The 21,452-nt window shown below is 55.9% G+C and carries 21 protein-coding genes, 1 tRNA gene and 1 rRNA gene; 16 read left to right on the forward strand and 7 right to left on the reverse strand.

All coding sequences use genetic code 11. The features are described from left to right. Both rrf and CU102_RS27410 read left to right on the forward strand, forming a co-directional pair. Positions 1-97, forward strand: a 5S ribosomal RNA gene (gene rrf / locus CU102_RS27405); the annotation flags it as partial. Positions 98-388: 291 nt separating this feature from the next. After that, positions 389-465 (forward strand) — tRNA-Met (locus CU102_RS27410). Between the two features lie 290 nt (positions 466-755). Here CU102_RS27410 and CU102_RS27420 read toward each other — a convergent pair. The 3 genes from CU102_RS27420 to CU102_RS27430 form a co-directional block, all read right to left on the reverse strand. Next, complete coding sequence (locus tag CU102_RS27420) at positions 756-1,730, reverse strand: WD40 repeat domain-containing protein (protein ID WP_106714216.1); 975 nt, start codon at positions 1,728-1,730, stop codon at positions 756-758. Continuing rightward, positions 1,730-2,815 (reverse strand): CobW family GTP-binding protein, encoded by a 1,086-nt coding sequence (locus tag CU102_RS27425; protein WP_425351614.1) that lies wholly within the window; start codon positions 2,813-2,815, stop codon positions 1,730-1,732. The genes CU102_RS27420 and CU102_RS27425 overlap by 1 nt, the downstream gene beginning before the upstream one ends. Positions 2,816-2,938: 123 nt before the next feature. Continuing rightward, positions 2,939-3,685: a creatininase family protein gene (locus tag CU102_RS27430; RefSeq protein WP_106714218.1), complete on the reverse strand. Its 747-nt coding sequence runs from the start codon at positions 3,683-3,685 to the stop codon at positions 2,939-2,941. A gap of 334 nt (positions 3,686-4,019) precedes the next feature. Between CU102_RS27430 and CU102_RS27435 the strand changes: the two genes are divergently transcribed. The 4 genes from CU102_RS27435 (at position 4,020) to CU102_RS27450 (ending at position 7,201) form a co-directional block, all read left to right on the forward strand. After that, positions 4,020-4,514 carry a MarR family winged helix-turn-helix transcriptional regulator gene (locus CU102_RS27435; protein ID WP_106714219.1) on the forward strand — a complete coding sequence of 165 codons (495 nt, stop codon included), beginning with the start codon at positions 4,020-4,022 and terminating at the stop codon, positions 4,512-4,514. Between the two features lie 90 nt (positions 4,515-4,604). Further along, positions 4,605-5,498 (forward strand): DMT family transporter, encoded by an 894-nt coding sequence (locus CU102_RS27440; protein ID WP_106714233.1) that lies wholly within the window; start codon positions 4,605-4,607, stop codon positions 5,496-5,498. Between the two features lie 136 nt (positions 5,499-5,634). After that, on the forward strand, positions 5,635-6,654 hold the full coding sequence (locus tag CU102_RS27445) for a LacI family DNA-binding transcriptional regulator (RefSeq protein ID WP_106714220.1): 1,020 nt from the start codon (positions 5,635-5,637) through the stop codon (positions 6,652-6,654). Positions 6,655-6,754: 100 nt separating this feature from the next. Continuing rightward, on the forward strand, positions 6,755-7,201 hold the full coding sequence (locus CU102_RS27450; protein ID WP_106714221.1) for a hypothetical protein: 447 nt from the start codon (positions 6,755-6,757) through the stop codon (positions 7,199-7,201). Between the two features lie 23 nt (positions 7,202-7,224). On the opposite strand, the gene CU102_RS27455 is transcribed toward CU102_RS27450, so the two are convergent. Next, entirely contained in the window at positions 7,225-7,995 is a 771-nt protein-coding gene (locus CU102_RS27455; protein WP_106714222.1) for a gamma-glutamyl-gamma-aminobutyrate hydrolase family protein, read from the reverse strand. Positions 7,996-8,236: 241 nt separating this feature from the next. On the opposite strand from CU102_RS27455, the gene CU102_RS27460 reads away from it, so the two are divergent. Further along, the gene (locus CU102_RS27460; RefSeq protein ID WP_106714234.1) at positions 8,237-9,343 is read left to right on the forward strand and encodes a TRAP transporter substrate-binding protein; all 1,107 of its coding nucleotides are present in this window, start codon (positions 8,237-8,239) and stop codon (positions 9,341-9,343) included. Between the two features lie 70 nt (positions 9,344-9,413). Here the strand turns inward: CU102_RS27460 and CU102_RS27465 are convergent, their stop codons facing one another. After that, positions 9,414-11,177: a TRAP transporter large permease gene (locus CU102_RS27465; RefSeq protein ID WP_106714223.1), complete on the reverse strand. Its 1,764-nt coding sequence runs from the start codon at positions 11,175-11,177 to the stop codon at positions 9,414-9,416. Then, positions 11,170-11,751, reverse strand: coding sequence for a TRAP transporter small permease subunit (locus tag CU102_RS27470; protein WP_106714224.1), 582 nt, complete (start codon positions 11,749-11,751; stop codon positions 11,170-11,172). Before CU102_RS27470 ends, CU102_RS27465 begins: the two co-directional genes overlap by 8 nt. A gap of 266 nt (positions 11,752-12,017) precedes the next feature. On the opposite strand from CU102_RS27470, the gene CU102_RS27475 reads away from it, so the two are divergent. Next, positions 12,018-12,770, forward strand: coding sequence for an SDR family NAD(P)-dependent oxidoreductase (locus CU102_RS27475; protein ID WP_106714235.1), 753 nt, complete (start codon positions 12,018-12,020; stop codon positions 12,768-12,770). 9 nt (positions 12,771-12,779) lie between these two features. Here the strand turns inward: CU102_RS27475 and CU102_RS27480 are convergent, their stop codons facing one another. After that, positions 12,780-13,679 carry a branched-chain amino acid ABC transporter permease gene (locus CU102_RS27480; protein ID WP_106714225.1) on the reverse strand — a complete coding sequence of 300 codons (900 nt, stop codon included), beginning with the start codon at positions 13,677-13,679 and terminating at the stop codon, positions 12,780-12,782. Between the two features lie 63 nt (positions 13,680-13,742). On the opposite strand from CU102_RS27480, the gene CU102_RS27485 reads away from it, so the two are divergent. From CU102_RS27485 to CU102_RS27520, 8 genes are all read left to right on the forward strand, one after another. Further along, positions 13,743-14,351, forward strand: coding sequence for a CGNR zinc finger domain-containing protein (locus tag CU102_RS27485; RefSeq protein ID WP_106714226.1), 609 nt, complete (start codon positions 13,743-13,745; stop codon positions 14,349-14,351). Positions 14,352-14,379: 28 nt separating this feature from the next. Next, positions 14,380-14,847, forward strand: coding sequence for a hypothetical protein (locus tag CU102_RS27490; protein ID WP_245425611.1), 468 nt, complete (start codon positions 14,380-14,382; stop codon positions 14,845-14,847). Positions 14,848-15,070: 223 nt separating this feature from the next. Next, on the forward strand, positions 15,071-17,377 hold the full coding sequence (locus CU102_RS27495; RefSeq protein WP_106714228.1) for a putative bifunctional diguanylate cyclase/phosphodiesterase: 2,307 nt from the start codon (positions 15,071-15,073) through the stop codon (positions 17,375-17,377). A gap of 125 nt (positions 17,378-17,502) precedes the next feature. Further along, complete coding sequence (locus tag CU102_RS27500; protein WP_106714236.1) at positions 17,503-17,649, forward strand: DUF3096 domain-containing protein; 147 nt, start codon at positions 17,503-17,505, stop codon at positions 17,647-17,649. 136 nt (positions 17,650-17,785) lie between these two features. Beyond that, positions 17,786-18,007, forward strand: a complete 222-nt coding sequence (locus CU102_RS27505) for an aa3-type cytochrome c oxidase subunit IV (protein ID WP_106714229.1) — start codon at positions 17,786-17,788, stop codon at positions 18,005-18,007. 161 nt (positions 18,008-18,168) lie between these two features. Beyond that, positions 18,169-19,470 (forward strand): Re/Si-specific NAD(P)(+) transhydrogenase subunit alpha, encoded by a 1,302-nt coding sequence (locus CU102_RS27510; protein ID WP_106714230.1) that lies wholly within the window; start codon positions 18,169-18,171, stop codon positions 19,468-19,470. Further along, entirely contained in the window at positions 19,470-19,880 is a 411-nt protein-coding gene (locus CU102_RS27515) for an NAD(P) transhydrogenase subunit alpha part 2 (protein ID WP_106714231.1), read from the forward strand. The genes CU102_RS27510 and CU102_RS27515 overlap by 1 nt, the downstream gene beginning before the upstream one ends. Positions 19,881-19,887: 7 nt before the next feature. Next, positions 19,888-21,288, forward strand: a complete 1,401-nt coding sequence (locus CU102_RS27520; RefSeq protein WP_106714232.1) for an NAD(P)(+) transhydrogenase (Re/Si-specific) subunit beta — start codon at positions 19,888-19,890, stop codon at positions 21,286-21,288. Positions 21,289-21,452: the final 164 nt, after the last annotated feature.

Genomic DNA, 21,452 nt, shown 5'->3' on the forward strand with positions numbered 1-21,452 from the left:
GTGGCCGCACCCGATCCCATTCCGAACTCGGCCGTGAAACGCCCCTGCGCCAATGGTACTTCGTCTCAAGACGCGGGAGAGTAGGTCGCTGCCAGGTCTGCCAAACGCAACAATCCATAGCTTCTCACATCAACAGACACATCAATCAAAAAGGCCGCGCATGCGGCCTTTTGCTTTTGCAAAACACAATGCGTAAGAGCATACTTACAAGCAAAGGCACGCAAGTGCCGATATGGCGGGTGGAGCAGCACCCCGTCCGAAGCCGAAAAAGCGCTCTTCGCTTCTGGGGCCGGACAAACGGAAAAATCCGGACTGCAACCCGTCCACCCGCAGGGCAGAGCCCGAGGATGGACAAACGACAGACGGCAACTTTGCCGTATCTTGGTGGCGCGGGGTGGAGCAGCCCGGTAGCTCGTCAGGCTCATAACCTGAAGGTCACAGGTTCAAATCCTGTCCCCGCAACCAAATAGCAAAAAGCCCGGCTCGTCCGGGCTTTTTGCTATCTGGCTGAGGTGGCCGGTCGGTTTGGACCTGCATCAGGGGCCCGCAAGGAGGCGTCGCCGACGATGCGGCACAGATAAACCAAATCCTGTCCCGCAACCAGATCATTCCCCACAAAACACACATTGGCGCCCATCGCGCAAGCAACGCCGCGCAGAACCTCAAGCGTGAGCGGGCGGCCGGCAAAGCCGGTCACGCAGGCCAGCGCAAACAAAACCCCGCTCACGCGGGGGTTTTGCGTTTGGAGGCCATAGTCAGGCAGTAATGTCGACAACCCCGCAATCGCCGGCTTCCGATCCGAAGACCAGGCGATGTCCGGTCGCGTCCCAGTTCATCGACGAAATCGCGCCTTTGCCCGGTCGGCGCAAGAGCACTTCCTTCTGGTCGCCGAAGCGGCCGACCAGGATCATGCCGTCTGAATAGCCGATCGCGACGATTTCCTCGGCCGGATGGCAGGCAACGGCTGTGACGAGGCTGTCGCCGCGTGTGCCGAGCTCCAGGGGCGCCTTGCCCATCGGGCCATCCTTGCCGGAGAAGGGCCAGACGATTGCCGCTGGCGCCCCGGATGTCGCCAGCCACTTGCCCTTGGTACTCCATGACCAGCTTTTCACCTTGTTCGGGTAGCCTGTCATGCGCATATGGCGATTGTCCTCGAGCCGCCAGCCATGCAGCGCATTTTCCTGCATGGAGGTGACGAGGAAGCGATTGTCTGGCGAGAATATCACCGAGACATGCGCGCCTTTCCATTCGAGCTCTGTTGGTGCACTATTGGTTGCCGGCCAATGCAAGGTCACGCCATTGTAACGGGCAACTGCCAATCGCAATCCCTTCGGGGCGAAGGCAACGCCTTCGGCGCTGCGCTCGTGCGGAAACTCCCGCAATGAGCCGTCGGGTGAGCGCACCCAGGCGGACCGACCGGACGCAAAGGCAATCGCACCATTGGGCGCTGCTGCCAAGGCTGTCATCCATTTACGCGGAAGGTGGCTGAGTGCCTGGGTTTCGCCGTTCAATCCGGTCGAACAAATACGGCCATCTTCTCCACCCGTAAGGAGCGCCTTACCGTCGAAGGCCGGGACTGCACAAAGCAGGCCATCATGGGCCTGTGTTGTCTTGTGGCCATTGTCGAGGCGGTGGATCGTACCATCCGCCAGCGCGAAAAAAGGAACATCCTGGATAAAGCGCGCATCGACGCAATGGCCGGCAAGATCAAGCGGGGCAATGGTCGGCATCAGGCAAGGCAGCTTTCGAGTCCGGATCTCAGCGCAGCATCGTCAAGCTGACGCCCAATGAAAACAAGGCGACTCTCATGCTTTTCATTGTCTTTCCAGGCGCGTTGATGATCGCCTTCAATGATCATGTGCACGCCCTGGATAACATAGCGTTCATGATCATCTTTGAAAGCAAGGATGCCCTTCAGGCGAAGTATATTCGGACCCTGTTCCTGGGTAATTTTCTGGATCCATGGGAAGAATTTATCCGGATTCAGCTCGCCCGTACGGATGGAAACAGACTGCACCGTGACGTCATGAATAGGCGATGCATGATCGTGGCCGTGATCATGATCGTGGTGATGGCGCCCATGTTCGTGGTGGTCATGATTGTGGTCGCAGTCTGGTCCGCAAGCATGATCCGGATGATCGTGATCGAGGAAATGCGGATCGCTCTCCAGCGCTCGGCTGAGGTCAAAAGCACCGCGGTCGAGAACGCGCGAAAGGTCGATATCGGCGCGTGTCGTGCGGTGAATGACAGCATGCGGATTGATAGCGCGAACGGTTGCTTCGACGTTCGCCAGTTCCTCGGACGTGACGAGATCGGTCTTGTTCAACAGCACCACATCAGCAAACGCGATCTGATCTTCCGCTTCACGGCTGTCCTTGAGGCGTAGTGGCAAATGCTTGGCATCGACCAGGGCGACAACCGCATCCAGCGCTGTCTTACTGCGCACATCGTCATCCATGAAGAAGGTCTGGGCCACTGGAACCGGATCGGCAAGGCCAGTGGTCTCGACGATGATTGCATCAAAACGGCCCGGGCGGCGCATCAGGCCTTCCACGACGCGGATCAGATCGCCACGTACGGTGCAGCATATGCAGCCGTTGTTCATCTCGTAGATTTCTTCGTCAGATTCGACGATCAGATCGTTGTCGATGCCGATCTCGCCAAATTCGTTGACAATGACGGCATAACGCTTGCCGTGATCCTCGCTGAGGATGCGGTTCAGCAGTGTGGTTTTGCCGGAACCGAGGTAACCGGTCAGTACCGTCACGGGGATTTGCGGTGTACGCGCGGTTTCTGCCGCAACAGTCGATGTCATCGGAGCTTCACTCATCGTGCGCCTCATGGAATGATTGACCCACGATATAGGTGATAAGATTACATATTGCCACACCTTGTGTCTTCAAATGCGTGAACGACTGCTTCAATCCTATTGAGGCTGCTATTTGAAGACAGAGCTGTCAAAGCGGTCGACATCGTCAAGCAACTCGATAATGCCTTGCAAACTGTGGGCAATAATCTTCTCCCCCACTTCGGCAGTGGCACGGGAAGCATCGCCCGCAACACCTTGCTTGTTGAGATCGGTCATTTTCCATCCGAAGGCATGCGGGCCGTAGGCGCGCAAATGCCTGTAGGTGTCGGCATAGTGACGCTGATTGGATGCGAAGTATCTAGCCTGTGCCATGTCGACACGGTCAGGGTGCAGAGCAAGCATGACAGAGGTCTCGATGAAACCGCCATGAATGTCCAGGGTCTTTTCTTCCGATGAGATAATGCCATCCGGCAAACCAAATCTGGTCCAGCTTGTGGCCACAGCCAGCATGTTGAAACGAACACGCAGTTCCGTGGCGACGATCGTCATCAAGGGCGCGTTACCGCCGTGGGCGTTCAAAATGACCAGTTTCGACAGGCCGCGCTGCGACTGGTGCTCGCCAATCCGGATCCAACGGTGGATTGCTTCGTCGAAGGCCAGTGTCTTGGTGCCCCCGACATCCATATGCTCGACGGAGTAGCCGATAGCCTCCACTGGCAAGAAATCCACGCTGAGGGATGGTGGGAGCGCGATCTTGAGGCGTTCGACCAATCCGGCCACTATCAGGGCGTCGGTTTCGAACGGCAAATGCGGACCGTGCTGTTCATGGGCACCGAGCGGCAGCAGCGCAATAGTGTTGGTTGAAGCTGTCGGCATGTCCGGCTCATATGGGTATCGATAGCACCATCATATCGGTGTATTCGGCAGGAAGATATGTCTATCGCATCGGATTTTTTCCGCGATATTTGTACCCTAACAGCAATTCGTCGGCAAAAATTTCATCAGAATGTCATATAAGAATTGTAACGCGGATTTATCGGGATGAGGGGCAGAAGGTTCAATCCCGATCGCGCATTGGCACGGTCCGTTCTGCGATCGCCGTGAAAACAATTCTGCGTACCAAAAGTTTGTCTGTTAATCTCTATCCACCAAACAGAGCTAGCCGTCTTATCATCAACAGGACAACGCCTCAAAGCGAGCAGGAGTTTGAATGGTCAAGGATCGTAAGCCCCTCATTCTTCATCGTCTGCAATCAACTGCCCGTCTGACGAGGACGGCGCTGGCGATGCGATTGTTAGGCCACGGGTTCTATGCCGGGCAGGACGCAGTCATGCTGCAATTGGCACACGAGGACGGACTTTCGCCCAGTGTGCTTGCAAAGCGTCTTGGTGTGCGGCCGCCAACCATCACGAAGACGATTTCCCGATTGCAGACGCAAGGTTTCGTCAAGAAACAAGGCTCGGCGACAGATCAGCGCCAGGCGCATATCTTCCTGACCGATACCGGCAACGAGGCAATCAAGGCGATCGAAAAATCCATCCGCAAGACCGAGAAGGATGCGATGAAGGGCTTCGACAAGAAGGAACGCAAGGTATTTGTCAAAATGCTTTCGCGGCTTGAGATCAACCTTTCAGCCGCCGAACTGTTACGGCAGACGGGATCCGATGACGATCATCACGATGACGATGATGCCGATGATGAGTGATCGCTCAGAAGTATTTTGTAATCTGCAGTTACAAAACGCCTGAACTTGCTATCATGCGTGCGAGTCTTGCCCGCCTGATTGGTCATCCCATTGCCACCAGCCTCCCGTTCTTCTCAGGAATCTGCGCCCCCAGCCGCGATCCTCTATCTGTTCGCTACCGGTTTCCTGTTCTCCTGCCTCGATTCGAGCGCCAAATATCTTGTCCTGTCGGGGATTCCGACAGCCTTCATTTCCTGGATGCGGTTTGTTGAGCACACGCTCCTGGTCCTGATCTTCTTTCGGCCCTGGTCGAACCCTGCCGTTTTCAAGGTTCGTAGCATTCCCCTGCAGTTCATTCGCGGGCTCTGCCTGTTTGGGTCGACCTTTTTCAATTTCTATGCATTGCAGACAATGCAACTCGGCGAAACGATCACCATCAATTTCGCCGCGCCAATGGTGATCGCGGCGCTCGCAGGGCCTTTCCTCGGCGAGTGGGCCGGCTGGCGCCGGTGGGCTGCCATCATAGTGGCCTTCGTTGGCGTGCTGATCATCGCCCGCCCCGGATTCGGCACGCTTAATCCGGGATTGCCATATTCGATCGCGGCCATGCTCAGTTACTCATTCTATGTGCTTCTGACACGGCGAATGGCGGCTACGGAGACGCCCGAGAGCCTGATCTTCTTCTCTGCGCTCGCTCCTGCGATCCTGATGTCACCCGCAATAACCCAGGCGGTCATCCCAGAAACGCCGCTGCAAATCGTACTGCTGCTCTCGCTTGGGGTCTTCGGCGGGCTCGGCCACTTTCTGATTATTCTTGCCTATAGAAAGGCGACCACGGCCGCCCTGGCGCCTTATCCGTTCTTGCAGATCATCTGGATGCTCGCATTCGGTTATTTCGTCTTCGACCAGTTTCCTGATGTATACACTCTATGCGGCGCGGTGATCATCATCGGCAGCGGGCTTTACGTCGTGCACCGCGAGCGCCGATCGCGCATTCGAGACTAATTTTGTCTTCCCAGTCATTCGATACATCGTCTTTGTTCCGGCTGATAACGAAAGAACTTTGATTTATCCGGCTGCGATGGCATAACGCCGGGTAAAGATGACGTAGCTTGTTTGGCGGTACTGCGGGAGGCGGTTTTTGGCGCAAAAGATCAAACTATCGACGATTGCCGACGCGCTGAAAGTGTCCACAGCAACCGTATCACTGGCATTGCGTGACAGCCCTCTGGTGGCTGATCAGACACGCGAGAAAATCAAGGAACATGCGCGCGCCATTGGATATATTTATAACCGGCGCGCGGCCAGTCTGCGCACGTCGCGATCTGGCATCGTCGGTGTCGTCGTTCATGACATCATGAATCCGTTTTTTGCGGAAATCTTGCGGGCAATCGAAGGGGAGCTCGACCGTTCCGGCCAGACTTTCATTCTGTCCAACCACTACGACCAACTCGACAAGCAGCGTACGTTCATCGAAACGGTGCTGCAGCTCGGCGGCGATGGCGTGATCATGTCGCCGGCGATCGGAACGCCGGCGGAAGATATTCGCATGGCCGAGGACAACGGGTTGCCCGTTGTCCTGATTGCCCGCAGTGTCAAAGATGCAAATGTGCCAGTCTTTCGCGGTGATGATTCCTATGGCATTGGACTCGCAACCAACCATCTGATTTCTCTTGGACACACCAGGATCGCCATGGTGGGCGGCACGGATCAGACCTCGACGGGCCGTGATCGCTACGAAGGCTACCTTCAGGCCATGCAGAGGGCGGGTCTCGAAGTCAAACCGGAATGGCGCATTCCCGGACCCCGGACCAAGCAGGCAGGTTTTGATGCCGCGCCGCAGTTCCTCGCACTGAAAGATCACCCTACGGCAGCCGTGTGCTGGAACGATCTCGCAGCGATCGGCATGATGAATGGCATTGCGCGTGCCGGACTCGTTGCCGGCGTTGATATTTCCGTCACCGGCTACGATGATCTGGAAGAGGCGGCTATTGCCACGCCCGCGTTGACTACTGTGTGGAATGGACAGCGTGAGGTGGGACAACGCGCAGCCCGGGCCTTGCTCGATCAACTGAATGGCGCTGACACGCATGCCCGTCAGGAACTGATCAAACCGGAACTGCGGATTCGGCAATCCACGTCCAAGCCCAAGGAACGGTAAGCAAAGAGGCAATCCGCTCGATAGCCATAAAGCGTGCTTCATCCTTCATTAACGCTGCGCTACTACGCTCCTGCGAGATAGTAATCCTGTGGAGTACGTCATGAGATTGGCAGGCACGGCTTGGCTCGGCCTCGTGAGCACAGCGGCTATCGTCGCCATGTTCATGGATTTCGCGACGTACACCTCCATCGAGGGGGCCGATATCGACGTCGGCACAACATCATCGATCCCAGAAGAGCTTCGCCTCGATATGCCAACCTTTGTCATCCGCAGTCCGGGTGGCGGGCAACAATGCAAGGCGTTTCCCGAGGAGAATGGCACGCCAGGGCATAATGCTCTTGCGACAGAGAGTGGTTGTGCAGAGCTCTATCCGCCGCTGGCCAACGCCAGGACATGGCACAACAATCAGGATGGTACGATCGACCTTGCGGACAATCTCGGCCGCACAATCGTGGTATTCAGCCCCGGCGACGGGCTCGCCTATATCAGCGTCGAGCCGCGTTCAGTGATTCTGTCCATGTCTTCCGAAGGCGTGAGTCTCTTTTAGACGCCCCAAACAACGGACAATCATCATTCAGCGGCGTGGAGCCGTTCCCGGCTCGCCTTGTGGGCGCGAGCGGCGTCGCCGAAAGCGGCAAAAATCTTGCGCGATGGACTGTCGCTCTTCACCCAATATTCCGGATGCCATTGGACGCCGACGGCAAAACTGCGGGCGTTCTTGACGGATACTGCTTCAATCGTGCCGTCATCAGCCACCGCCTCTATATCCAGTTGCGCAGCCGGCTTGTCGATTGCTTGCCGGTGAACTGAGTTGACCTTTATCAAATCGCTTTGCATTACCTGCGCCAGGCAGGATCCGGGCTTGAAATGGACGGGATGACGAATGGCGAAGCGCTCCGACTGCTTGTCCGATTGAGGCGCGCGATGATCCATGCGCCCGTCGAGTTGCTGAATCTCGGTCGCCAGCGTGCCGCCCAGGGCAACATTGAGCTCCTGTATGCCACGGCAGATGGCGAGAAGAGGAATTCCCCGCTCGATAGCGCGGCGAATCAAGGGTAATGACGTGGCGTCGCGCGCCGGGTCATAGGGCTCGTGCGCTTCGGTGGGTACCGCGCCATAGAGCTCCGGGTGAACGTTGGACTTGGAACCGGTAATCAGGACGCCATCGACGCCGTCAAGAACGGCATCGATATCGAGACCATCGCCAAAGGACGGAACGATCAATGGGATTACGCCCGCTGCGTCATATGCCGCCATCAGATACTGGTCAGGCGCCGCATGCCACGTGTAATTTTCAAATGTCCGGACGTCGGACGTTATGGCGACGAGAGGTTGCCGCATGGTGTTACTCCTGAAAAAGCTGCCCCCTATGTAGTGCAATTCGAAGGCGTTTCCAATGGCCGCGACAGTGCGGCAATACTGCATTTGCTTACGCACGCACAACCTCACTCGTTTGTGTTTCCATGCGCTGGACTTGAATAAGCGAGTGTGTATGGTGATGGCCAAGATCGGGAGGACAACAAGGGATTGTCCGATGATCTCAGCCGAAGAGTTTGATTTCAATCGTTTGGGAGGAGAATTAATGGATCGTCGTGCGTTCATCACGAAGGCGGGATTTGCGGGGGTTGGCGCTGCAGCAGCAACAACCCTGGCGGCGCCCGCCATCGCGCAGTCGTTGCCGAAAGTCACATGGCGTTGTGCGTCGTCATTTCCAAAGTCGCTGGACACGATTTATGGCGGTGCCGAAGTTCTGTCAAAATACCTGAAGGAAGCGACGGACGGAAATTTCACGATTCAACCATTTGCAGCTGGTGAAATTGTTCCAGGGCTCCAGGCCGCGGACGCCACAGCGGCTGGTACCGTCGAACTTTGCCATACCGTCACCTACTACTACTGGGGGAAGGATCCCACGTGGGCTTTGGGCGCAGCGGTTCCTTTTGCATTGAACGCTCGAGGAATGAACGCCTGGCAGTATCATGCCGGCGGTATCGACCTCATGAACGAGTTCTTCAACAAGCAAGGTCTGCAGGCTTACCCTGGCGGCAATACCGGCGTACAGATGGGCGGCTGGTTCCGCAAGGAGATCAAGACTGTCGGTGATCTTGAAGGTCTCAAGATGCGTGTCGGCGGCTTTGCTGGCAAGGTTCTGGAGAAGCTTGGCGTTGTACCGCAGCAGATCGCAGGCGGTGACATCTATCCTTCGCTCGAAAAAGGTACGATCGATGCGGCGGAGTGGGTTGGACCCTACGACGACGAGAAACTCGGCTTCCAGAAGGTCGCCCCGTTCTACTACTATCCTGGTTGGTGGGAAGGCGGCCCGACTGTCAGCTTCATGGTCAACAAGGAGAAGTGGGATTCCTTGCCGCCAGCTTACCAGTCGTTGTTCCGTACGGCCGCACAGGCAACCGATGCCGACATGCTGCAGAAATATGATTCCTTGAATCCGGCAGCGATCAGGCGTCTCGTTGCAGGCGGTGCGCAACTCCGTCCGTTCAGTCCTGAAATCCTGAATGCCTGCTTCGAAGCCGCCAACGGCGTCTATGCGGAAATGGAAGCCAGTAATCCCGAGTTCAAGAAAATCTGGGGGTCGATCAAGGCATTCCGCAACGAGCATTTCCTTTATGCGCAAGTTGCCGAATATTCATTCGACACCTTCATGATGATCCAACAGCGTAACGGCAAGCTGTAAGCTTCCTAGATCACGTCAAAATAAAACCCCGGTTCCGCAAGGTCCCGGGGTTTTTTCTTGCCGCTTCGAATTACATCTTTGGCGGCTGGCTCAGGTCAGGTGCTGCCGGTTGTGCTGGAGCTGGCGGATTGGCCGGAGCTCCGCCAATGGGCGGTGCGGACAGATCGTTGCTGGGTCCGCCCAGGTCACCGCCCAAACCACCACCGAGTCCTCCGCCCAGGTCTCCCGGTATTTCGATTTTCATGGTTGCAGGATCAACGGCAGGCCCGCTGCCTTTGTAATGCATGACCATTTGCGGGAATGCGATTGTCAATGCCACCATCAAAATCTGGATCCCGACGAAGGGCACCGCCCCCCAGTAGATCTGGCCGGTTGTTATGGGCTGGATCTTCTTGCCGGTTATCTTGTCGAGATAGGGTACTTTTGCCGCTACCGAACGCAGATAGAACAGCGCGAAGCCGAACGGCGGGTGCATGAAGCTCGTCTGCATGTTGATCCCGAGAAGGACGCCGAACCAGATCAGATCGATGCCAAGTTTGTCTGCAGCCGGGGCGAGCAGGGGCACGATGATGAAGGCAAGTTCGAAGAAATCGAGGAAGAACGCCAGAAAGAAGACGAGCAGATTGACGACGATGAGGAAGCCAACTTCGCCGCCAGGCAACGACACGAGCAAGTGTTCCACCCAGACGTGACCGTTGACGCCATAGAATGTCAACGAGAAGACGCGTGCGCCGAGCAGAATGAACATCACAAACGACGAGAGCCGTGTTGTCGATGCCAGTGCCTGGTTGATGACACCCAGATTGAGGCGCCCTTTGGACGCGGCCATGATCAATGCGCCTACCGCGCCCATAGCCCCACCCTCCGTCGGCGTCGCGATGCCAAGGAAGATTGTACCAAGGACGAGGAAGATCAGTGCGAGCGGCGGTATAAGGACGATGATCACCTGCTGGGCGAGGCGCGACATCAGGTTGAGGCCGAGCGACCGGTCGGCAATTGCGAATGCATAGATCACAACAATGCCGATGGTCGCGCCCCAGATATCGGCGTTTGCCCCGGCGGATGCCGCGAGTAATACATGAGCACCATATGCAACAGCTCCTGCGATCAGGAGCGCAACAATCAACGACGTTACGCCAGTCCCCAGGGTTCGTGCCTCGACCGGAAGCGCTGGCATGGAGTGACGCTTCCAGAACGTCATGAAAAGGATATAGCCCATATAGAGGCCGGTGAGTACGAGGCCAGGAATGATTGCGCCGTGGTACATGTCGCCAACTGAACGGCCGAGCTGGTCGGCAAGAACGATCAGCACCAGAGAAGGCGGGATAATCTGTGCCAGCGTCCCAGAAGCAGCAATAACACCCGATGCCACACGCCTGTCGTAGCCATATCGCATCATGATAGGTAGCGAGATCAACCCCATGGCGATGACCGATGCTGCAACCACGCCTGTCGTTGCCGCGAGCAGCGCGCCGACGAATATGACTGCATAGGCAAGGCCACCACGGATCGGACCGAAAAGCTGACCAATGGTATCGAGCAGATCTTCAGCCATGCCGGATCGCTCGAGGATGATGCCCATGAAGGTGAAGAATGGAATCGCCAGCAGCGTTTCATTCGACATTTGGCCCCAGAAGCGGTCGGGCAAAGCGTAGAGCAGCGGCCATGAAAGCGTGATGCTGCCGTTCGAATAGGGTGCCAGCTCGACGCCTATGAAAAAGAACAGCAGACCGTTCGCTGCAAGGGCGAAAGCTACCGGATAGCCGATCAGCATGAAGATGATCAGCGAAGCGAACATGATCGGCGCCATGTTCTGCGCAATAAACTCAATCATTACGCGCCCCCGCCATGGCTACTTCCTGTTCCGCAATCTCTTCCAGTGTCATGGGCGGGTTGGGGTCCTCCATATCCCCGCGCATGACCGCGATCTTTTTTATGATTTCCGATACGCCCTGAATGCCAAGAAGCAGGAAGCCGACGAGAAGGATAAGCTTGGCCGGCCAAAGAATGAGCCCGCCTGCGCTCGAAGAAACTTCGCCGCTGTTATAGGAGAGCCGGACATAGGGGATGAAATAGAAAATCATCAGAATCACGAACGGCATCAGAAAGAAGATGTGCCCCAGAAGATCGATCCAGTGCTGAACCCGCCTGGAAAATGCGCCATAGACGATATCAATCCGGATATGTTCGTTTTGCTGCAATGTATATGCCGCAGCAAGCATGAAAGCGCCGCCGAAGAGGTACCACTGGAGTTCGAGCCAGGAATTCGACGATACGTTGAACGCCTTGCGAATAATCGCATTTCCGGCACTGACAACCACGGCCAGGAAGATTAGCCATGCAACGTAACGGCCGATAAATTCATTGATGCGATCGATTGTTTTCGACAGAGCGAGCAAAGCCGACATCGTACCTCCCCATAGTTTCCGACAGCCTGAGTTTTGTGAGCTTCCCGCATTTTGATCGCGCGGTGTCAGCCTCTTCAGCCTTGCCTGATAAGAACATGTCGAAGCACTGGTACCAGCCCTGTCCGAAACCATCAACAGAATTGATTATCATTTGGTCGGGTCGGTCCGACTCTTGCCCCTGAGGCAGTTTGGGCAGTTGTCATCACCGTTCGAGCAGTCTAACAGTGACAAAACAATCTGGGACCATGCTCGTCGGTAGTCGATATATGATAATCAGTGACCCAACTATTTCCATTGCCGGAAAAACAATTGCAGTAACCGGGGGCTCATCAGGTTTAGGCCTGAGGATGGTCCACATCCTGGCGAACCACGGGGCCAACGTCATCTCGATTTCGCGTACAGCCGCCCCTGACAACGAATGTCGACCAAACATCATGAATATCATGGCAGATGTCACTGTCCCGACGGATATTGAGCGCGCCTTCGATGAAGCAGAGAGCCGCTTCGGCACAGTTACTGTGGTCTTCAACAATGCCGGGGTTGCGGCAATCGAGCGTGCGCTGACAACAACACGCGAACAACTACGTCATATATTCGAGGTGAATGTTGAAGGCGCGTTCTTCGTTGCGCAGGAGGCGGCTAAGCGGATGATGGCCAAGAGCGTGGGTGGCTCGATTATCAATCTGTCCAGTATTCTTGCAGACGCGCCGGTGAAGGGGTCGACCGCTTATGCAATGTCGAAAGCGGCGATAGCACAGATGACTCGTTCACTCGCGCTTGAGTGGGCTGCCCATGGCATTCGTGTTAATGCGATCGCTCCCGGTTGGTTTCCGACCCGGCTCAACGAGGGACTTATGGACGGTCCAGCCAGAGGATTTTTAAAGGGGAAGAATCCGATGCGCCGACTGGGCGACCCCAAAGACATTGACGGAGCGGCCTTGATGCTGGCGTCGGACGCCAGCAGTTACATAACAGGGACAATAATCACCATCGATGGTGGTCACAGCCTGCAAGGCTAATCAGTTCCTTCAAATGCGCTCCGCATCTTGCGCGTTGATGCGGGTGGCAAGAACAAAGACGAGCATCGAAAAGACCGCCGCATCGCGCCAGAGAACCGAAAAATATCCACCCCACAGCGATTCCACCATTCCGACGATCGCCGCGCCAACCGCTGCATGTAACGGGCGCGAAAACCCCCCGGCGGCGGTAATGAAAAGGATCTTCAATCCGAAAATCATGCCTGTGTTGAAGCTGACGTTGCCGTAGTAAAGCGCAGCCAGCAATCCGGCCAATGCGCAAACGCCGTAGCCGGCCAAGATCGCCTGTGTCCTGACCCTTGCGGGATCGATGCCGCACATGGCGGTCGCGGCAGGTTCATCGCTTACGGCACGCCAAATCCGGCCGGCCGACGTCCGCAGCATGATGGCCTCGCCGGACGCAATCACGGCCAAGGCCACGGCAATGTTTACCACCTGCAATTGGGTGAGGCTGATGTCGACGCCGCCCCCCAGCACCTGTACTGGAGCGGCCAGCATCGGCGGCAGCCAATAGTCTCTCGTATTGGCAGCAATGCGCGACAGTTCCATCAGGAAAATGCTCAGCCCAAGCGTTGCAACCAGAACGGTGTTGCGGTTGCCGGCTTCCAGCGGAGCATAGATGAGCTTGGCAATGGCATAACCGCCAACGCCAACATAGACGACGGCCATGAGTAACCCGAATGAAAGTGCTGCGGGCAGCGTCATCCACAGCACTGACCATGCAAAGGCAGTGACGAGAATAAAGGTCTGCCCAGAAAACGCAAAAATCGCGCCAAGGGAAAGGTCGGTGCGGTGAGTCAGGCCATGGATCAAGACGTATCCATAGGCCAGCAGGGCATAAAGCGCAGCATTGTGTATGCCGTTAAGCAGGAGCTGAAGGAAGTATGCCATCTGCGTTCCCGTGTTTGATTCATTCTAACTTGCATTCTGTATATTGCCAGTTAGAATTTTTTCATGACCTTTGATTGGAACGCACATCGATTCAGCGGTGGTGTCCTGGCTCTTGACCTGGCCAATACCGTCATCTTTCGCGAAACGCCGGAACGTTCACAGGATCGGTTTTCCGATCCGGCCGAAGTGCCGCGTTTTGCGATGGCGGCTGCGAATTTTCGGCAAGGCGAATGGGGCGATATCCAGTTTCGCCCCCCCGTTTCGCAGCCTGGAATTGCCGCGCTTATGAAGGTTCGTGAGGCCACCAACAAGCTATTCCGGGCAGCGGCTCGCGGAGAAGGTCTGAGACCGCGAACTTTATCTGCATTTCTGCGGCTTGGTTCGGAGATTGTCTGCGACGAACCGGACGATCAGAAGTTGACACTACCGCAGTCATCGGGGAAGGCAGGCGAGCTGTCATTGACCACTGCCGCGTTCCTTTCCGGCGTACGCCTGTTCGAGCCCTCGCGGCTCGAACGGATCAAGATCTGTCCAAACTGTCATTGGTTGTATTTTGACGGAAGCCGCAACCGCAGCCGGCGCTGGTGCGATATGAGGGTGTGCGGCAACCGGGCTAAGGCCCGTCGGCATTATGACCGCAACGGACGATTAGCGGAGAACAGCGGTGTCTAGAGCACGTTCATCGCGCCTGCTGGTCTCGTTGGCCATTATCGCCGGCTTGCTCGGCGGCTGCCGTGATGCAGGCGAGGGCGACTACGTCAATGTTACCGGCAAAATCTTCGTCTTCAATTACCGGATTGCTCAGGCAACCTATCTTCTTACCCTCGGTAAACTCAGGCCTTTGCCCGATGGTGCGATACTGGAGGCGACTTTTGAGAATCCGGCGGGAGGTACCCCATTTGTCGTTCGGCAAAAAATCTGGCCAATGATGGAGAAAATTACCGTTGAAAGCCCTCCGATCAAATGCGTGAAGGCGAACCGGGAATATAAAGTCAGCATGCGACTTGAAGATGCCAGCGGCAAAATCTTGCAGATTATTGAGCGAAAGATGATATCGGACGTCGATCAGTCGGTAATGCCCGACAAGCCTTTGGTTGTGGGTCCATTCTACGATCCGAACCCCGATAAAGGCCTGGGGGAAAATTCATCTGCAGCGTGCCCGGCTTAACAAAATCGATACCAAATATCTATTGAATTGCCGAAGTTTCCTAACTCCTGTTTGTTTCAGGAATTAGTAATTCTGTTTTCTGATTTGTGGGGTGTAGGTTTGACACGGAGCATAAATAGATATTGCTAGTTGTTGTTCGATCTTAAGCTACATTATCGTTAGCGTTTGGTGAAAGTAATCGTTAGCGTATCCACTCAGGATACACTTGGGCGCGGTCATATTGATGAGAACTGAACGCAACGAGAGCAGCTCTCTCGAACTCATATCTCTTCGTACGCTTTATGCGAACAAAGACGCTGTCTGGCGGACGTCTGTTGTCCAGATCATCGCGACCTTGATGATTTTCATCAAGTCCGGCCACCCGATCTATGCCGCATTTGCGCTTGGGTTCTTCTTGACCATTCTTGCGAGAACGGCCAATACCACTGCTTTCGAAAAAACGGATCTGTCAAACAGCTCCGCGGCAATTTTGAAGAAATGGGAGTGGCGCTACCTGGCCGGTGCGTTGACGACCTGCATATTGCTTGGGATGTTGTGTTTTGTGAGCATTTATGTGCTGGCTGACCCGTCAGCGGCGATCACCAGCGTTATTATTGCTGTTGCATCGATGGTCGCGCTGGTGACGCGAAATTATGTTTCGCCCAAGGTCGTCATAGGCATGTCCGTTGGTATTCTCGCACCGCTGTTCGTCACATTCATTTTGCTCGGTGGTTTCTACAACTGGTTGCTCGCCCTGCTGATATTGCCGTACGTCGGCAGCAATATCGGTATCGCCTCCGATCTGCGTCAGTCGCTCTTTGATGCTCTCTCGGGAAAACGCCAGCTTGGCATAGTCGCGAATAATTTCGATGCCGCGCTCAACGGCATGCCGCAAGGCTTACTGATGTTCGACAGCAACCAAACCATCACGGTCGCCAATATGCGAGCCGCCAAGATGCTGGGATTTGATCATCCGAGGCAATTGCAAGGGCGAACACTGGAGGTATTGCTGCGGCTGGCTCAATTGCGGGGATATTTTCCCGAAGATGAGTTGGGGACTTTGCGCGTCAAGATACGGGATCTTCTGGCCGGCTCGAAGCAACGCGACACGTTCGTGTCGCCAACAAACCGCCATTATGAGTTTACGGCAACGCCTGATCCGCAACATGGCACTGTTCTGGTCATTCAGGACGTCACGCGACGCGCGGATGCCGAGGCACAAATCAACAGGATGGCGCGCTTTGATAGCTTGACTGGTTTGCCGAACCGAGGCCAGTTCGCCGAAATTGCCAACACATATGCAAGCACCGTTGAGCTTGGAGCTCAGATCATCCTCATGGTCGTCGACATTGACGGGCTAAAACGCACGAACGATACGTTCGGTCATCGTATCGGTGACGATCTGTTGCGGGCATTTGCCGACCGGCTCGCTTCCGTGGACGCCAATCATCCAGTCATTTCGCGTTTTGGCAGCGACGAATTCGTTCTTCTGTTTTCGGCGCCATCGCATGAAGAAGCGATGCAGTGCGTGGAGCGTATAATGGCCGCAATTTCTGGTCAATACGTTGTGTCCGGTCATGAGATTTTGACAGGCGTGCATGCGGGCGTGGCGATTGCAGAGGCGGCAAAGTTCGACCTGGCCGCAATGCACATGAATGCCGACCTCGCACTTGATGTTGCCAAGAAGAAGGCTCAGAAAAAATGGGCGATCTTCGTCGATACGATGGATCACTCGTTCCGGAGCAAGCAGCGGCTCAAGGCGGACCTTCGCAGGGCGATTGCAGAAGGTTCACTGTCGGTTGCGTACCAGCCGATCGTCAATGTCCGAACATTGCGAATGACATCTTGCGAAGCGCTTTCGCGGTGGCACCATCCTGAATTCGGCTCGATTTCACCGGCAGAGTTCATTCCGATGGCGGAAGAAATGGGCCTCATTTCCGAGCTGACGCGGAGCGTCATCGAGCGCGCGATCAAGGATTGCAGCAAGTGGGAATCCCGCATTGCTGTCTCTGTCAACCTGTCGTCCCATGATCTGCAGAACATGGATATGGTAAATATTATTCATTCCACATTGAGGCAGCATGATATCGAGCCGCATTTACTCGAAGTGGAAGTAACGGAGGGGGCGATCATCTCCGATCGCGAAACGACAGGGACTGTTCTTGCAGAACTCAAGGAATACGGCATCCAGGTGGCTATCGATGATTTCGGGACTGGTTACTCCAGTTTGAGCTATCTGAAGGATCTCCCGGTAACCAAGGTCAAGATTGACCGGTCCTTCATCGCAGATATCGCCAAGGAAGGTCGTTCGTTGAAGCTCCTGCGCGGTATCGTGCAGATGTCTCATGAGCTTGGATTGTCCGTGACCATCGAAGGCCTTGAGACAAACGAACAATCCGAACTAATCAATCAGTGGATCGGTGCCGAGTATGTCCAGGGTTATCTCTACGGCGCTGCCATGTCCGCGGACGAGATCGTAAAGCTCCTGGACATTCCGATGGAGCAGCGGTTGATGGCGGTAGCGAGCGATCGTGCGCCTTCTCTTCACTGACGCCGATCAGCCGCAATGATCATTGGATAAGATCGCGTACGGACTGACACGGCCCCGCCGATCGCTTATCCTGCCTGACATATGAATTTGTTATTGACTGCATGCCACCGAGGAAGGACGCCAATATGATCGCACAGATTGCCATTGCCCCGCTCGTTGCTTTGATAGCGGGCATTATCATTCTGATAGCACCCAGACTACTGAATTACGTGGTCGCCCTATATCTGATTATCATCGGTGTCGTCGGGCTTTTCCCCCAACTGCTTGGCTGACATTGTCTCACTGATTTCGGAGAAACTGTCTCTTTGATTTATATCGATTGAGTCCCTTGGAGCGACCATCTGCGCATTGCGCTGATGCGCCGTTTTCGCTATTGCCAATACGACATTGACCACAAGAGGTTTGAAGATGGCTGAACATCACGATACTTCGCCTGCAGAGTTGGGCGCTCCCATGGATTACAAGGAACATGAGAACACATACAAGCTGTTCCTCACGCTTTCAAAATGGGGCTTCGTCACCTGTCTGGCATTGATGATCGCTATGGCATTTGGCTTTTTTGCCGGCGGCTTCTTCTCGGCTCTCGTACTCTTTATTGTTATCTGTTTGGCTGCCTGGTTCCTTCTCTAGACTGACTCTCTGCACATAACCGGGGTTGATAATCCGATCAAAACGCCGTTCACCTGAACCGGCCGCATCTCGGGGTTGCCAATCATTCTAAGCGGGAAAGGCGCGCTGGTCGTCAGACCACTGCCTTTGTAGTGATTTAACTTGCTTTGGGGGTGAGGAGCTTGGCTCAGACACTATTCATACCGAAAGAGATTGACGCCAACGAACCGCGTGTCGGTGGTTCGGTCGAGACAGTCAAAAAGCTTGTCGGTCTCGGGTTCACTGTGATCGTGGAGGCGGGGGCTGGCACAGCATCACGTATCCCCGACCGCGAATTCGAGGCGGCCGGCGCGACCATTGGCAAGACAACCGACATCAAAGGTGCCGATGTGGTCCTGAAGGTCCGCCGGCCAACTTCTGCGGAGATTAAATCCTACAAGCAGAGCGCTGTCGTTATCGCCATGCTCGACCCTTACGGCAACGATGCTGCGGTCAAGGAACTGGCGGACGCTGGTGTCACCGCCTTCACGATGGAATTCATGCCGCGCATTACGCGTGCACAGGTCATGGACGTCCTGTCCAGTCAGGCCAATCTCGCCGGCTATCAGGCGGTTGTAGACGCAGCCGAGGAATATGACCGGGCACTCCCAATGATGATGACAGCGGCGGGCACGGTTCCCGCCGCCAAGGTATTCATCATGGGCGTTGGTGTTGCCGGTCTTCAGGCCATTGCCACGGCGCGCCGCCTGGGTGCTGTCGTTACCGCCACCGACGTACGTCCTGCGGTCAAGGAGCAGGTCGCTTCACTGGGCGCCAAGTTTCTTGCCGTCGAGGATGAAGAGTTCAAGGCGGCAGAAACTGCTGGCGGCTACGCCAAGGAGATGTCGAAGGAATATCAGGCGAAGCAGGCGGCGCTGGTCAACGATCATATCGCCAAGCAGGATATCGTCATCACGACCGCTCTCATTCCGGGCCGGCCGGCTCCCCGATTGGTCACACGAGAAATGTACTCGCGCATGCGTCCGGGATCGGTGATCGTAGACCTTGCCGTTGAGCGCGGTGGCAACGTTGAAGGTGCCGTTGCCGGAAAGATCATCGAAGTCGACGGCATCAAGATCGTCGGCCATTTGAATGTCGCCGGGCGCATCGCAGCTACGGCATCGCAGCTCTATGCCAAGAACCTCGTGGCTTTCTTCGAGACACTCGTCGACAAGGAAACCAAGACGGTCAAGATCAACTTCGATGACGAATTGGTCAAGGCAACCGTGCTGACGCACGGCGGCAAGGTGGTCCATCCAAATTTCGCCAGCGCTGCAGCTACACCTGCTGCTGCTCCCGCGGCCAAGCCTGCTGCCAAGAAGGCTGCAACAGCCAAAGCTCCTGTTGCAAAGGACGCTCCGGTAAAAGCAGAAGCCAAGAAGGCAGCTCCCAAGAAGACTGCAACGCCGAAAGCTGCACCCAAGAAGACTGAAGGAGAGGCGTGATGGCTGATGCTACACTCGAAAAAGCGCTCGAAACCCTGAACCAGGCCACCGAGATGGTTCGCAGGGCCGCTGAAGCCATGCCCGATGCGGCTGGCGCAGCTGCCCATGCGGTCACCGGCGGCGCGGTCGATCCCTTTGTCTTTCGTCTTGCCATTTTCGTCCTTGCGATTTTTGTCGGCTATTACGTTGTCTGGTCGGTAACACCCGCCCTGCACACGCCGCTGATGGCGGTTACCAACGCGATTTCTTCGGTGATCGTGGTCGGCGCCCTTCTGGCCGTTGGTCTGTCGGCAAGCGGTGCTGCCACAGGCTTTGGCTTCGTGGCGCTCGTTCTGGTCAGCGTGAACATTTTCGGCGGCTTCCTCGTCACCCATCGCATGCTCGCCATGTACAAGAAGAAAGAAAAGTGAGGCCAGCATGAGCGTGAATATCGCAACTTTTCTGTATCTGGTCTCCGGCGTCCTGTTCATTCTGGCGCTGCGTGGGCTCTCACATCCGACGACCAGCCGTCAGGGCAATTATTACGGCATGACCGGTATGGGCATCTCGATCCTGACGACGCTGGCCCTGGCCGAGCCGAGCTTTAAAGGACTTGGTCTGATCGTCATTGGCTTGGCCATTGGTGGCAGCGTCGGCGCCTATATCGCTAAGCGCATCGCCATGACAGCCATGCCGCAGCTCGTGGCCGCTTTCCACTCGCTCGTCGGTTTAGCTGCTGTTCTGGTTGCGGCTGCCGCGGTCTATGCGCCGGAATCCTTCGGCATCGGCGAGGTCGGCAGTATTCATGGGCAGGCGCTGGTTGAGATGTCACTTGGTGTCGCCATCGGTGCGATCACGTTTACAGGCTCGATCATTGCCTTCCTGAAGCTCGACGGGCGCATGTCCGGCAAGCCGATCATGCTACCGGGGCGTCACCTTATCAACGTTGCCCTGTTGATTGCCATCGTCGTGCTGGTCGTTGCTTTGGTTCTGACCGAGAGCCACGTCGTCTTCTGGCTCATCGTCATCCTGTCGCTCATCCTCGGTGGATTGATCATCGTTCCGATCGGCGGCGCCGATATGCCGGTGGTCGTCTCGATGCTGAACTCCTATTCCGGTTGGGCGGCTGCAGGCATTGGCTTCACACTGGGCAATCTGGCATTGATCATCACCGGTGCGCTGGTTGGCTCCTCGGGTGCGATCCTCTCCTATATCATGTGCAAGGGCATGAACCGGTCGTTCATCTCGGTCATTCTCGGCGGCTTTGGCGGTGAGACGGCAGCTGCCGGCGGCGGTGAAGTTGAGCAACGTCCTGTAAAGCAGGGCTCGGCCGATGACGCTGCCTTCATCATGAAAAACGCCTCCAAGGTTATCATCGTACCGGGGTATGGCATGGCTGTCGCTCAGGCACAGCATGCCTTGCGCGAAATGGCCGACAAGCTGAAGGCGGAAGGGGTCGAGATCAAATATGCTATCCACCCGGTCGCAGGGCGCATGCCCGGCCACATGAACGTGCTTCTGGCCGAGGCCAACGTGCCCTATGACGAAGTGTTCGAGCTTGAGGATATCAACTCGGAATTCGCACAGGCCGACGTTGCTTTCGTCATTGGCGCCAATGACGTGACGAACCCGGCCGCAAAGACGGATCCGAAGTCGCCGATCTTCGGCATGCCGATCCTCGATGTCGACAAGGCCGGAACCGTTCTCTTCATCAAGCGCGGTATGGGTTCGGGTTATGCTGGCGTGGAGAACGAGCTGTTCTTCCGTGACAACACGATGATGCTCTTTGCCGACGCCAAGAAAATGGTTGAGAACATCGTAAAGGCACTCGACCACTAGGGGACGTATTCAACACTCAAACAAAAACCCGCCAGACTGAACTGACCCCCGAAAGTTGGACACCGACCTTCGGGGGTTTTGTATGTCCAAGTACAGCTTAGCGTTCAAGCAGTCCGTCATCGCCGCTTATGAGAGCGGCACGGAAGGGGCACGCGCAGTGGCGG

The organism is Phyllobacterium brassicacearum, from assembly GCF_003010955.1.
Classification (GTDB): domain Bacteria; phylum Pseudomonadota; class Alphaproteobacteria; order Rhizobiales; family Rhizobiaceae; genus Phyllobacterium; species Phyllobacterium brassicacearum.

What these genes read in the sequence shown, in the direction of transcription:
- CU102_RS27420 (WP_106714216.1), bottom strand. Translation starts at nt 1,730, where the DNA reads ATGCCGACCATTGCCCCGCTTGATCTTGCCGGCCATTGCGTCGATGCG.
- CU102_RS27425 (WP_425351614.1), bottom strand. Translation starts at nt 2,815, where the DNA reads ATGACATCGACTGTTGCGGCAGAAACCGCGCGTACACCGCAAATCCCC.
- CU102_RS27430 (WP_106714218.1), bottom strand. Translation starts at nt 3,685, where the DNA reads ATGCCGACAGCTTCAACCAACACTATTGCGCTGCTGCCGCTCGGTGCC.
- CU102_RS27435 (WP_106714219.1), top strand. Translation starts at nt 4,020, where the DNA reads ATGGTCAAGGATCGTAAGCCCCTCATTCTTCATCGTCTGCAATCAACT.
- CU102_RS27450 (WP_106714221.1), top strand. Translation starts at nt 6,755, where the DNA reads ATGAGATTGGCAGGCACGGCTTGGCTCGGCCTCGTGAGCACAGCGGCT.
- CU102_RS27455 (WP_106714222.1), bottom strand. Translation starts at nt 7,995, where the DNA reads ATGCGGCAACCTCTCGTCGCCATAACGTCCGACGTCCGGACATTTGAA.
- CU102_RS27460 (WP_106714234.1), top strand. Translation starts at nt 8,237, where the DNA reads ATGGATCGTCGTGCGTTCATCACGAAGGCGGGATTTGCGGGGGTTGGC.
- CU102_RS27465 (WP_106714223.1), bottom strand. Translation starts at nt 11,177, where the DNA reads ATGATTGAGTTTATTGCGCAGAACATGGCGCCGATCATGTTCGCTTCG.
- CU102_RS27470 (WP_106714224.1), bottom strand. Translation starts at nt 11,751, where the DNA reads ATGTCGGCTTTGCTCGCTCTGTCGAAAACAATCGATCGCATCAATGAA.
- CU102_RS27475 (WP_106714235.1), top strand. Translation starts at nt 12,018, where the DNA reads ATGATAATCAGTGACCCAACTATTTCCATTGCCGGAAAAACAATTGCA.
- CU102_RS27480 (WP_106714225.1), bottom strand. Translation starts at nt 13,679, where the DNA reads ATGGCATACTTCCTTCAGCTCCTGCTTAACGGCATACACAATGCTGCG.
- CU102_RS27485 (WP_106714226.1), top strand. Translation starts at nt 13,743, where the DNA reads ATGACCTTTGATTGGAACGCACATCGATTCAGCGGTGGTGTCCTGGCT.
- CU102_RS27495 (WP_106714228.1), top strand. Translation starts at nt 15,071, where the DNA reads ATGAGAACTGAACGCAACGAGAGCAGCTCTCTCGAACTCATATCTCTT.
- CU102_RS27500 (WP_106714236.1), top strand. Translation starts at nt 17,503, where the DNA reads ATGATCGCACAGATTGCCATTGCCCCGCTCGTTGCTTTGATAGCGGGC.
- CU102_RS27505 (WP_106714229.1), top strand. Translation starts at nt 17,786, where the DNA reads ATGGCTGAACATCACGATACTTCGCCTGCAGAGTTGGGCGCTCCCATG.
- CU102_RS27515 (WP_106714231.1), top strand. Translation starts at nt 19,470, where the DNA reads ATGGCTGATGCTACACTCGAAAAAGCGCTCGAAACCCTGAACCAGGCC.
- CU102_RS27520 (WP_106714232.1), top strand. Translation starts at nt 19,888, where the DNA reads ATGAGCGTGAATATCGCAACTTTTCTGTATCTGGTCTCCGGCGTCCTG.